13 protein-coding genes are annotated in these 11,746 nt (G+C 66.4%); 9 read left to right on the top strand and 4 right to left on the bottom strand.

Translation table 11 applies throughout. The features are described from left to right. Positions 1–66: 66 nt before the first annotated feature. Genes VA599_RS20175 through VA599_RS20165 form a run of 3 tightly spaced genes read left to right on the top strand, consistent with a single transcriptional unit; the run spans position 67 to position 2,133 of the window. A complete protein-coding gene (locus VA599_RS20175; RefSeq protein ID WP_104946026.1) occupies positions 67–645 on the top strand; it encodes a biliverdin-producing heme oxygenase in 579 nt (192 codons plus the stop codon). Beyond that, positions 642–1,745 carry a TonB family protein gene (locus VA599_RS20170; RefSeq protein ID WP_346790293.1) on the top strand — a complete coding sequence of 368 codons (1,104 nt, stop codon included), beginning with the start codon at positions 642–644 and terminating at the stop codon, positions 1,743–1,745. Before VA599_RS20175 ends, VA599_RS20170 begins: the two co-directional genes overlap by 4 nt. Before the next feature lie 58 nt (positions 1,746–1,803). Beyond that, the gene (locus VA599_RS20165) at positions 1,804–2,133 is read left to right on the top strand and encodes a hypothetical protein (protein ID WP_346790291.1); all 330 of its coding nucleotides are present in this window, start codon (positions 1,804–1,806) and stop codon (positions 2,131–2,133) included. Here the strand turns inward: VA599_RS20165 and VA599_RS20160 are convergent, their stop codons facing one another. Both VA599_RS20160 and pyrE read right to left on the bottom strand, forming a co-directional pair. Further along, positions 2,134–2,718: a DUF4124 domain-containing protein gene (locus VA599_RS20160; protein ID WP_346790290.1), complete on the bottom strand. Its 585-nt coding sequence runs from the start codon at positions 2,716–2,718 to the stop codon at positions 2,134–2,136. Position 2,719: 1 nt separating this feature from the next. Next, positions 2,720–3,364 carry an orotate phosphoribosyltransferase gene (pyrE, locus tag VA599_RS20155; RefSeq protein ID WP_021475833.1) on the bottom strand — a complete coding sequence of 215 codons (645 nt, stop codon included), beginning with the start codon at positions 3,362–3,364 and terminating at the stop codon, positions 2,720–2,722. Between the two features lie 74 nt (positions 3,365–3,438). On the opposite strand from pyrE, the gene VA599_RS20150 reads away from it, so the two are divergent. Further along, the gene (locus tag VA599_RS20150) at positions 3,439–4,215 is read left to right on the top strand and encodes an exodeoxyribonuclease III (RefSeq protein ID WP_021475832.1); all 777 of its coding nucleotides are present in this window, start codon (positions 3,439–3,441) and stop codon (positions 4,213–4,215) included. Further along, positions 4,215–4,811, top strand: a complete 597-nt coding sequence (locus VA599_RS20145) for an alpha/beta hydrolase (RefSeq protein ID WP_104946031.1) — start codon at positions 4,215–4,217, stop codon at positions 4,809–4,811. The genes VA599_RS20150 and VA599_RS20145 overlap by 1 nt, the downstream gene beginning before the upstream one ends. Before the next feature lie 72 nt (positions 4,812–4,883). Here VA599_RS20145 and VA599_RS20140 read toward each other — a convergent pair whose 3' ends face one another. Next, a complete protein-coding gene (locus VA599_RS20140) occupies positions 4,884–5,720 on the bottom strand; it encodes a sulfurtransferase (protein WP_346790287.1) in 837 nt (278 codons plus the stop codon). A gap of 216 nt (positions 5,721–5,936) precedes the next feature. Here VA599_RS20140 and VA599_RS20135 point away from each other — a divergent pair, with 216 nt between their 5' ends. After that, positions 5,937–7,586, top strand: a complete 1,650-nt coding sequence (locus VA599_RS20135) for a methyl-accepting chemotaxis protein (RefSeq protein WP_346790285.1) — start codon at positions 5,937–5,939, stop codon at positions 7,584–7,586. Between the two features lie 7 nt (positions 7,587–7,593). Here the strand turns inward: VA599_RS20135 and VA599_RS20130 are convergent, their stop codons facing one another. Then, positions 7,594–7,995 (bottom strand): HIT family protein, encoded by a 402-nt coding sequence (locus VA599_RS20130; protein WP_346790283.1) that lies wholly within the window; start codon positions 7,993–7,995, stop codon positions 7,594–7,596. A gap of 164 nt (positions 7,996–8,159) precedes the next feature. On the opposite strand from VA599_RS20130, the gene paeA reads away from it, so the two are divergent. The 3 genes from paeA (at position 8,160) to VA599_RS20115 (ending at position 11,745) form a co-directional block, all read left to right on the top strand. Continuing rightward, positions 8,160–9,476, top strand: coding sequence for a polyamine export protein PaeA (gene paeA, locus VA599_RS20125; RefSeq protein WP_021476397.1), 1,317 nt, complete (start codon positions 8,160–8,162; stop codon positions 9,474–9,476). 133 nt (positions 9,477–9,609) lie between these two features. After that, the gene (locus VA599_RS20120) at positions 9,610–9,858 is read left to right on the top strand and encodes a hypothetical protein (protein ID WP_046158090.1); all 249 of its coding nucleotides are present in this window, start codon (positions 9,610–9,612) and stop codon (positions 9,856–9,858) included. Positions 9,859–10,128: 270 nt separating this feature from the next. After that, entirely contained in the window at positions 10,129–11,745 is a 1,617-nt protein-coding gene (locus tag VA599_RS20115; protein ID WP_346790281.1) for a glycosyl hydrolase family 18 protein, read from the top strand. Position 11,746: the final 1 nt, after the last annotated feature.

Below are 11,746 nucleotides of genomic sequence, written 5' to 3'. Positions count from 1 at the left end.
ATAGTTATCATTAACATTTAATGGGCTTTGTCCGCAAAGCCCAGCTCAGTAGAAGAAAGCATTGGCATGACCACCATCGAACGCACCCGCACCCAGGACCTGAAGGCCCGAACCCACGACACCCACGACCAGCTGGACCAGCGCATCATGGCCAACCAGCCGTTCGCCAGCCGCGACAACTACGCCCGCTTCCTCGACGCGCAATACCGCTTCCTGCGGGACGCCGACGCGCTGTACGACAACCCGGAGCTGGCCAAGTTGTTCCCCGATCTGGCCGAGCGCCGCCGCTACCACAGCATCGCCGCCGACATGGGCGATCTCGGCCGCGCGCTGCCGCAGCTGGCCGAGCCGCCGATCAGCGGCGCGCTGGACGTGGCCAGCGCGATGGGTTGGCTGTACGTGGTGGAAGGCTCCAAGCTGGGCGCGGCCATCCTGTACAAGCTGGCTGGCAAGCTGGATCTGGACGAGAACTTCGGCGCCCGCCACCTGGCCGGCCACCCGGACGGCCGCGCCCGCCACTGGCGCGCGTTCACCTCGGCGCTGGACGGCCTGGAGCTGGACGGCGACGCCGAAGCCCGCGTCACCGCCGGCGCGGTGGCCGCCTTCGCCTGCATGAACGGCCACCTGGACCGGGTGTACGCTTGAGCGCGGCGCGGCACCCGGCGGTGCGCTGGCTTTATCTGCTGGGCGGCTGCCTGATGGTGGCGCTGGCGGTGATCGGCGCGCTGCTGCCGGTGATGCCCACCACCATCTTCCTGATCCTGGCGCTGGCCTGTTTCAGCAAGTCTTCGCCGCGGCTGGAGCAGCGGTTGCTGGATCATCCGCGCTATGGCCCGGGCCTGCGGCGCTGGCGCGAGCAGCGCATCGTGCCGCGCAAGGCCAAGTGCTTCGCCGCGCTGGGGATGGGCGGGGGATTCGTCGCGCTGCTGCTGGCGCGGCCGCCGCACTGGGTGCCGTGGCTGGTGGCCGCGATCGAGCTCTCGGTCTTGCTGTATCTGCTGAGCCGGCCGTCCCGTCCCGGAGAGCTGGCTGGCTGGCGCAGACTGTCCGCCGGGCAGTGGAAAGGTCTGGCGCTGCTACTGTGTGTCGGCCTGCATCTGGCGGCGCTGACCGCGGGATGGTGGTGGCCCGGCGCCAAGCCGCCGGCGCCGGCGCCGGCGGAGCAGCCCGCGATGCAGTGGCTGGCCGGCGGCGGTTCGACCGCGCCGGAACAGAAGCGCATCGCCGAGCGCGCCAGCGAGGCGGCGTCGGCATCCCGCCGCGCGGCCGCGCCGCAGCCGGCCGGCATCCAGCCTGACAGCCATTCTCCCCAGGCGACCCAAGCGGCCGGCAAGCCGGGTCCCGCGCCGCGCGCGGATCAGCCGCCGGCGCCGCGCGCCGCCGCCGACCAGGCGCCCAGCCAGGCCGCCGCGCCCAAGGCCGCGTCGCAGGACGACAGCCGGCCGCGAGTGAGCCAGGGCCGCAGCAGCTGGGAGGCCCAGGTGCTGGCCAGGCTGGAGCGCTATCGGCAATATCCGGTCACGTCGCGGCTGCGCGGCGACGAAGGCACGGCCTACTTGTCCATCCGCATCGACCGCGAGGGGCGGGTGCTGGCGGCGCGGCTGAGCCGCGGCAGCGGACATCCGGCGCTGGACCAGGCTGCCTTGGACACCGCCTACCGCGCGGCGCCGTTGCCGCGCATTCCTGACGCGTTGCCGGATACGCTGGAACTGGCGGTGCCGGTGGAATTCTTCCTCGAACAGTAATGCCCGCCGAAGCCGGCTTGCCGCATAATGTCGGCTGACAGCCGACAAGGGGAACACAATGAACAAGCTGATGTTGAGCGCGCCGCTGCTGGCGGCGCTGGCTGCCGGCGGGGCCTGGGCGCAGAGCGCCGACGAACAGCTGCTGGCGGCGCAGATGGCTTTCCAGCAGGCGCAAACCCAGCAAAGACAGCTGGATGGCAGGCTGAAGACGGCGCAGGACGAAAAGGCGGTCGCCGAGCAACGGCTGGCCGGCGCGCAAGCCGCATTGGACAAGGCGAACGCCGAACTGGCGGCGGCCACCGACGCGCAATCGCGCGGCAAGCAGGCGCTGGATCAGGCGACCCAGACGCTGAACCAGGCCTGGCAGCGCAAGGACGGCGGGCAGTAATCAGGGATTGAGCTGGCGGTAGCGGGCGATGTCCTGCTGCATCCGCTGGCGGAACGCGTCCAGCTCGGCGCGCTTGGACGCCATCTGCCGCTGCAGGTCTTGTTGCGATTGCCGCAGCAGCTGCAGATTGCGCACGGCGGCGGCGGGCGGCGTCTGCTTGAATTGCCTGGCGTGTTCCAGGTCTTGCTCCAGGTGGCCGCGTTGCAGCGCCAGCCCCTGGCTGCGAAGCTCCAGCGCGTGATAAGAGGACTGCAGCACCGCCAGCTGGCGCTCGCGGTCGGCCTGCAGTTCGGCCAGCGTCGGATAGCTTTGCACCAGCGCCTGGTCGTGGCGGGCGGCGTCCATCCGTTGTTGCTGCTGTTGGCGGGCGGCGGCGGCGGACGCCTCGCGCGCTTGGCGTTGGGCGGCGGTTTCCGCCGGCTTGTTGACGGCGCCCTGCTTGCTCAGCTCGGCGACGCCGCGGCTCTGGCTCTCCAGCGGCGGCGAGTCGCTGTAATGCGTGTTGCCGGCCTCGTCCACCCATTTGTAGACGCCGGCCTGGGCCAGCGAACACAGCAGCAGAAACGGTCCGGCAAGCGCTTTCATGTCAGTCGTCGACTCCGTATTGGGCGCGGTAGGCGCGCACCGCGTCCAGGTGAGCCGCCAGTTCCGGGCTGTTTTCCAAGAATCCCAGCAAGTCTTTCAGCGTGGCGATGGCCACCACCGGCAGACCATGCTGCTGGGCCACTTCCTGCACCGCCGACAATTCGCCCTGGCCGCGTTCCATCCGGTCCAGCGCGATGGCGACGCCGGCCGGTTCGGCGCCGGCGGCGCGGATCAGCTCCACCGATTCGCGCACCGAGGTGCCGGCCGAGATCACGTCGTCGATGATCAGCACCTTGCCTTGCAGCGGCGCGCCGACCAAGGTGCCGCCCTCGCCGTGGTCCTTGGCTTCCTTGCGGTTGTAGGCGAAGGGCACGTTGCGGCCCTGCTCGGCCAGCGCCATGCCGGCGGCGGCGGCCAGGATGATGCCTTTATAGGCCGGCCCGAACAGCATGTCGAACTGGATGCCGCTTTGCTGGATGGACTTGGCGTAGAATCGCGACAGGTTCAGCGTGGACAGACCGTCGTTGAACAGGCCGGCGTTGAAGAAGTACGGCGACTTGCGGCCCGCCTTGGTGATGAACTCGCCAAACTTCAGCACCTGCTTGTCGAGCGCAAAACGAATAAAATCCTGACGAAAGTCGCTCATCCTCATTCCTTATCGAATCGTTAACTGTTTGAACGGCTGAAAAAAACCGCCGCAAGCATAGCACGGGAGACACAATGCTTCGAATCGTTTCCGCCAACCTAAACGGCATCCGCTCGGCGGACAAGAAGGGCTTTTTCGACTGGCTGGCCGGCATCAACGCCGACTTCGTCTGCGTACAGGAGCTGAAGGCGCAGGCGGGCGACCTGTCCGAGCGGATGCGCAATCCGGACGGCTTGGCCGGCTATTTCCACTACGCCGAGAAGAAGGGCTACAGCGGCGTCGGCGTCTACACCCGGCATAAGCCGGACGCGGTGGTGGAGGGGCTGGGCGTCGACTGGATCGATTCCGAAGGCCGCTTCCTGCAACTGGATTTCGGCAAGCTGTCGGTGGTGTCGCTGTACCTGCCGTCCGGCTCCAGCAGCGACGAGCGCCAGCAGGTGAAGTTCGACTTCCTCGACGTGTTCATGCCGCACCTGGAACAGCTGCGCGCCGACGGCCGCGACATCGTGATCTGCGGCGACTGGAACATCGCCCACAACGAGATCGACCTGAAGAACTGGAAGGGCAACCTGAAGAATTCCGGCTTCCTGCCGGAGGAGCGCGCCTGGATGACCGACCTGCTGGGCCGCGTCGGCTGGCGCGACGCGTGGCGCAATCTGTACCCGGAAGCGCCCGGCTACACCTGGTGGAGCAACCGCGGCCAGGCTTACGCCAAGGATGTAGGCTGGCGCATCGACTACCAGATCGTCACGCCGTCGCTGATGGAGCAGGCCGAATCCGCCAGCGTGTACAAGGACGAGAAGTTCTCCGACCACGCGCCGCTGATCGTCGACTACCGGCGGAGCCTGTGATGTGGGACGACGATGATGTCACCTTGCTGACGGTGCCGGGCTGGGGCAATTCCGGCGACACGCACTGGCACGGCTATTGGGAAAAAACCTATCCGCTGGCGCGCCGCGCGGAGCAGCGCGACTGGCTGTACCCGACCCGCGACGAATGGGTGGCTGGTTTGGCCGCGGCGGTGGCGGAGATTCCGGGGCGACTGGTGATCGCTGCCCACAGCCTGGGCTGCCATACGACGGTCGCCTGGCTGCTGCAGGCGTCCCTGCTGGAGCAGCGCAAGCTGAAGGGCGCGCTGCTGGTGGCGCCGCCGGCGATTCCGCTGACCGACGAGCGCGCCCGCGCCAGCGGCGAGCTGCCCGAAGGCGCGCCGTTGCCGAGCTTCGCCGGATTCGAGACGCTGCCGGAGCGCAAGCTGCCGGTGCCGACGCTGCTGGTGGCCAGCCGCGACGATCCGTTCTGCGAGTTCGACGAAGCGCGGCGGATGGCCGCGTTGTGGGGCGCGGAATTCGTTGACGGCGGCATGGCCGGCCATATGGGCAGCCACGCCGGCCTCGGGAGCTGGCCCGCCGGGCAGAGCCTGCTGCAACGCTTGATCCTGGGGTAGCGGACAGTCCGTTCCCACGCGATCGTCGGCGGGAAGCCCGGCTTGGCCGGGCTTTTTCTTATGCGGAAGCGTTCAGCGCGCGACCGGCCGCGCCGGATCGCTGCACCATTCGCTCCAGGAGCCGGGATAGAGCCGGCTGCCGGGAAAGCCGGCTATCTCCATCGCCAGCAGGTTGTGGCAGGCGGTGACGCCGGAGCCGCACTGGTGGACGATGGCGGCGGCATCGAAGCCCTCGCCCAGCAGCGCCTCCCACTCGGCGCGCAGCCGCGCCGCCGGCTTATAGCGGCCGGCGTCCAGATTGTCCATGAAGAAGCGGTTGGCGGCGCCGGGTATGTGGCCGCCGACCGGGTCTATCATCTCGCCCACGCCGCGGAAGCGTTCCGGGCTGCGGGCGTCCACTACCGTGAACGCTGGTTCGTCCAGGTTGGCCAGCACCGCGCCGGCATCCACCGTCGCCTGCAGCGAGCGGCGGATGGCGAAGCGGCAGGGGCGGCGCTGCGGCGGCTCCGCGTCCACCGCGCCGCCGATGGCCTGCCAGGCGGCGAAGCCGCCATCCAGCACTGCCACCTTGTCATGGCCCAGCCAGCGCAGCAGCCACCAGGCGCGCGCCGCGTACTGTCCCGTCCCGTCGTCGTAGGCCACGACCTGGGTGTTCTCCCCCACGCCCAGCGCGCCCAGGTCCACCGCCAGGCGCTGGCCGTCCGGCAGCGGGTGGCGGCCGTTCTGGCCGTTCTTGCTGCCGGACAGGTGGTAATCGAGGTGCAGGTAATGCGCGCCCGGAATGCGGCCCTGCTCGTAGGCGGCATGGCCGTAGTCTGGGTTGTCCAGCTGGAAGCGGCAGTCCAGCACGATCAGCGATTCGCCAGGTTCGTCCATCAGCTGCTGGCAGGAAATCAGCGTGGTGTACATTTCTCGGCCTTGGTATCGAAGAAGCGTCCAGCCTATGGTTATCACAACGGCTTTGGCAAGCCCGGCCTGTCCGTAGGTCTGGGGCTGGCGGCGAAATGCATCGGGGCGCGGGGAATTTTCACAGTCCGAATAAATTAGTATTAGTATCAAATCGACATTGAATTTATCAGCGTAAAATTTTAAAAAACTCATAAACCAAGCGGAGACGGGGAAGTCATGTTGAGTCAATTTTCCATAGGCCAGCGCATCGCGGCGCTGGCGGGGGCCCTGCTGTTGGCGGTGGGCGTGGTGGGCGGCGTAGGCTGGTGGTCGATGGACAAGATCAACCGCGAGCTGACGGCGCTGTTCGACCAGAAGATCGCGTTCCGGCACCAGATGGACGATCTGCAGCGGACCATGCTGCACATCCGCCAGGATGAGAAGAACGTCTTCATCAGCATCGGCAATCCGGCCAATTCCGATCAGAGCATCCAGACCAACAAGCAGCTGCTGGATAAGCACATCGGCGATTTCAAGACCGGCGTGGCCAAGGCCAAGGGTATGGCGATGGCGGCGGACCATCAGGGCGAGTTCGATGGCATGCTGGACGGCATCGCCGGCTACGAACAGGGCATGAGCGGCCTGTACCAGAAGATATCGGCCGGCGAGATCGCGGCCGCCAATGTCGGCGACGCCGGCATCGCGTCGTTCAAACCCAAGCTGTACGCGGCGCGCGACGCGCTGGACAAGCTGAGCAAGCTGGCGGACGACAGCGCGCAGCAGGCGGAGGACAGCCTGGAGACCAGCATGTCGCGCACACAGCAGGGCATGCTGACGGTGCTGTTGCTGGCGCTGTTGGTCGGCGTCGCGCTAGCCTGGGTGATCGTGCGTTCGATCACCGCGCCGCTGCGGGCGATGCAGGACAGCATGCGCCACGCCGCCGAGCATAACGATCTGACCATCGCGGTGGACCAGACCGGCCGCGACGAGGTCAGCGAGACAGGCCGCGCGCTGGCCCAACTGCTGGCCAATCTGCGCGCCTTCATCGGCCAGACCCGCGACGACGCGAAGCAGGTCAACGACACCGCGCACGCGCTGTCCGAGGTGTCGCGCCGCATCGCCGAGGCGTCCAGGGTGCAGACCGACGCCTCTTCGTCCACCGCGGCCGCGGTGGAGCAGATGACGGTCAGCATCAACCTGGTGGCCGAGCACGCGACGGAAATGGCCAGCGAGGCCAAGAGCAGCATGAGCGCGGCGGTCAGCGGCAGCGAGACGGCGGGCGAGACCGCCGGCCAGATGCAGGAGATCGCGCGGGTGATCGGCCGCTCGGAAACCATCATCAGCGGCCTGAACCAGCGCTCGGACGAAATCGGCAACATCGTCGACGTGATCCACGACATCGCCGAGCAGACCAATCTGCTGGCCTTGAACGCGGCGATCGAGGCGGCGCGCGCCGGGGAGATGGGCCGCGGCTTCGCGGTGGTGGCGGACGAGGTGAGAAAACTGGCCGAGCGCACCGCCCAGGCCACCGGCGAGATTTCCGAGAAGATCCAGGCGGTGCAGGGCGACACCTCCACCGCGGCGGCCAGCATGCGCGAGGCGGCGGAGCGGGTGTCCAGCGGCGTGGAGCTGAGCGGACGCTTGAGCGAAAGGCTGGAGCAGATCCGTACGCTGTCGGCCGGGCTGCTGGACAAGACCAGCGAGATCGCCGCGGCGATGCGCGAGCAGAGCACCGCCAGCAACGAGGCGGCGAAGAACGTCGAGCGCATCGCCAATATGGGTTCGGAAAACGGCCAGTCGGTGGAATCGTCGTCGGCGATGGCCAATCAGCTGTCGGGACTGGCCCACGGGCTGGACGAGGCGATCAGCCGCTTCCGCACCGCCTGAGGCGGTGTCAGCCGGCCTGCAGCGCCTGGCGCAGCCGGTCGGCCAGGTCCGGCCAGGCGCGCGCCGGCGCTTCGCGGCGCGGCGCGGCCCAGATCGGGCTGGGGAAGTGGGCGTCGTCCTCGAAGCGGGGAATCACATGCCAGTGCAGGTGGGGCACCACATTGCCCAGGCTGGCCAGATTGATCTTGGCCGGTTGCATGGTCTGGCGGATGGCCGCTTCGGCGCGCCATACCCAGTCCATCAGGCGCAGGCGCTCGTCGGCTGCGAGGTCGGTCATCTCCTTGGCGTGCGCTTTCCAGACCACGCGGCAGAATCCCGGGTAACCGGGTTCATCCACCAGCACCACCCACAGCTCGTCGTTTTGGTACAGCAGATCGCCGGCGGGTTGCCGGCACAGTTCGCAGCTCATGTCTTCGCTCCCGATGAAATGGCCCGATTGTACGCGCGGCCGGAGCCGGCGGGGCGGTGGGCGAAAACGGCTCTGTTATACTGGACATCAAATCCATGCGTTCAGTCTCGCGAATCGGGTTGTCTTATTCGCGGCGCAGCGCCAGCACTTGTTCGGGACTAATCGTGAGCCTTGCAAACAATCTTTCCATCATCCTTCTGCTGATCGCCGCCAGCGCCTTTTTCTCGGTGTCGGAGATTTCGCTGGCCGCCGCGCGCAAGATCAAGCTCAGGCTGCTGGCGGAGGAGGGCAACGTCAACGCCGAGCGGGTGCTGGAATTGCAGCAGCAGCCGGGGCATTTCTTCACCGTGGTGCAGATCGGCCTGAACGCGGTGGCCATTCTGGCCGGCATCCTGGGCGAGGCGGCGTTCACGCCCTACTTCGCTTCGATGCTGCACCTGGTGACGCCGGCGGATTGGGTCGAGCGCTTGAGCTTCGTCCTGTCCTTTCTCAGCGTGACCTCGCTGTTCGTGCTGTTCGCCGACCTGATGCCGAAGCGGCTGGGCATGGTGGCGCCGGAGCGCATCGCGTTGCTGGTGGTGAGGCCGATGATGTTCTGCGTGCGGGTGTTCCGGCCGCTGGTGTGGCTGTTCAACGGTCTGGCCAATGTATTTTTCCGCATGCTGGGGGTGCCGACCGGGCGGCCGGACGATCTGACCTCCGCCGACATCGTGGCGATGATGGACGCCGGCGCCGAGGCCGGCGTGCTGCAGCAGCGCGAGCACCATCTGATCGAGAACGTGTTCGAGCTGGAAAGCCGCACCGTGCCGTCGTCGATGACCGCGCGCGAAAGCATCGTCTACTTCACGCTGCACGAGGACGAGGCCAGCATCAAGCAGAAGATCGCCGAGCATCCGCATACCAAGTTCCTGGTCTGCGACGGCGTGATCGACTCGGTGATCGGCTACGTCGACTCCAAGGACATCCTGATGCGGCTGATCAACCAGCAGAGCCTGTCGATGAAGCGCGAGCTGACGATACGCAATGTGCTGATCATTCCCGACTCGCTGACCTTGTCCGAGCTGCTGGAGCGCTTCAAGGCCTCGCGCGAGGACTTCGCGGTGGTGATGAACGAGTACGCGCTGGTGGTGGGCGTGATCACGCTGAACGACCTGATGAGCACGGTAATGGGCGACCTGGTCAGCCAGTTCCAGGAAGAGCAGATCGTCCGCCGCGACGACCGCTCCTGGCTAGTGGACGGCGCGACGCCGGTGGAGGACGTGCTGCGCGCGCTGGATATCGAATCCTTCCCCGACGACGAAAACTACGAAACCATCGCCGGCTTCATGATGTACATGCTGCGCCGGATTCCCAAGCGCACCGACAGTGTGGAATTCGAGGGCTACAAGTTCGAGGTGGTGGACATCGACAACTACCGGATCGACCAGTTGCTGGTGACGCTGATCCCTCCTGCGCCGGCCGAAGGCGAGTCCGCCCGCTGACATTACGATTGGTTACACCCGCTTACACAGGCCTCACAGACGGGGTGGGGCGGCCTGCCTACTATGGGTTCAAGGGCGCAGGAAACAACGCCCCAGAAACAGAATCCTTACACTCGTATTCGGGAGCATGACCATGAAAAAACTGACCGCCCTTCTGCTGGCCGCCGCTCTGGGCCTGGGTTCCGCCGCCACCTACGCCGCCGACGCTTCCGCTCCGGCCGCCAAAGCCGCCGCTCCGGCCAAGCACCACAAGCATCACAAGAAGCACCACGCCAAGAAGGCCAGCTCGGCTCCGGCCGCGCAAAAAGCGCAAGCCGCCAAGAAGCACGGCAAGCACCACCATCACAAGAAACACCACCACCACGCGAAGAAAGCGGCCTGATCGGCCGGGTCATCTCCGGATGTGAGAGAAAGGAGGCTTAAGGCCTCCTTTTTGTTTTGGCGTTCTTTTTGAAGATTCTGTTGTATATCTGTCATTCAGTATCAATAAAACCTGTACGAAATGACAGACGTTTGCGCCTGTTCTTGAATTTGGGTCTGGATATTCGATTCTGATACCAATGTAATACCACATGAGACGCTCATGTTCGGTGTATGCATAGGCAGAGCGAATCCCTCCGCCGTTCACTCAATCAAGAAGAGGAGAACCACCATGATGCCATTTCCGTTGTCGCGCGCGCTGCTGGCAGTCGGCGCCGCCTTCGCGTTGTCCCAGGCGGTCTGGGCCGCGCCGTCTTGCTCGCCGTGGGCGACAGGCAAGGTCTATAACGCCGGCGATTACGCCACCTTCAACGGCAAGACCTGGCGCGCCAGCTGGTGGACCCAGGGCGAGCAGCCGGGCAGCAGCCAGTGGGGCGCCTGGCAGGAGCGCCCGGCCAGCGAGTGCGTGCCTGACGGCGGCGATCCCGGCACCCCGGGCACGCCGGGCAGCGGCGTGCCGCCCGAGCCCAAGCCTACCGTCGGCCGCCATGTCGGCTCCTACTTCGCCCAATGGGGCATCTATGACCGCAACTACAAGGTCGCCAACCTGGTGAAGTCCGGCGGCGACAAGCAGCTGACCTTCCTCAACTACGCGTTCGGCAATGTCTACGCCGACGGCAAGTGCGGCATGGTCACCCGCGCCGAAAACGGCAACGGCGACGGCGGCGACGCCTGGGCCGATTACCAGCGCTCCTTCGCCGCCAACGAGTCGGTGGACGGCAAGGCCGACAGCTGGAACGATCCGCTGCGCGGCAACTTCAACCAGCTGCGCAAGCTGAAGCTGGCCAATCCCTCGCTGAAAGTGCTGATCTCGCTGGGCGGCTGGACCTGGTCGAAGAACTTCGGCAAGTTCGCCGCCTCCGACGCCGGCCGCAAGGCGATGGTCAGCTCGTGCATCGATCTCTACATCAAGGGCAACCTGCCGGTGGGCGAAAGCGCCGGAGGACAGGCAGCGGCGCTCGGCGTGTTCGACGGCTTCGACATCGACTGGGAATACCCGGGCGGCGGCGGCCTGCCGACCAATACCGTCGATCCCAACGACAAGCAGAACTACACGCTGCTGATGGCCGAATTCCGCAACCAGCTGAACGCGCTATCCACGGCCAACAAGCGCCGCTACTACCTGACCGTGGCGATCGGCTCCGGCGTCGACAAGATCCGCAACACCGAGCCGGACAAGTACAGCGGCTATCTCGACTGGATCAACGTGATGACCTACGACTTCCACGGCGGCTGGGACGCCAAGGGGCCGACCAACTTCCAGTCCAACCTCTACCGCGATCCGGCCGCGCCGGTAACTGGCGACCAGGTCTATTACAACGTCGACGACGCGGTGAAGACCCTGGTGAGCGCTGGCGTGCCGCGCGCCAAAATCAACGTCGGCCTGCCGTTCTACGGCCGCGGCTGGGCTGGCGTCGCCGCCGGTCCGAAGGGCGATGGCCTGTACCAGGTGGCCACCGGTCCGGCCAAGGGCACCTACGAGCAGGGCATCGAGGACTACCGCGTGCTGGTGACCCGCAGCGCCAAGCAGTTCAACAGCCCGGTGGCCAAACAGCTGTGGACCTACGACGGCAACGAGTTCTGGAGCTACGACGATCCGGCCACCATCCGCGGCAAGCTCGACTACGTGCGCTCGCAGCAGCTGGGCGGGGTGTTCAGCTGGTCGCTGGACGGCGACGACGCGCAGTCGACGCTGCTGAAGACCAGCGCCGAAGTACGGCTGGACGCGGCGACCGCCGCCCAGCGCCGCGCGGCAGCGGCGGCGAAAGCCAAGGCGGTGAAGAAGTAAG

Origin of the sequence: Chromobacterium indicum (assembly GCF_039708975.1) — a bacterium.
Lineage (GTDB): Bacteria > Pseudomonadota > Gammaproteobacteria > Burkholderiales > Chromobacteriaceae > Chromobacterium > Chromobacterium piscinae.
This window is presented reverse-complemented; position numbering and strand designations above follow the sequence as displayed.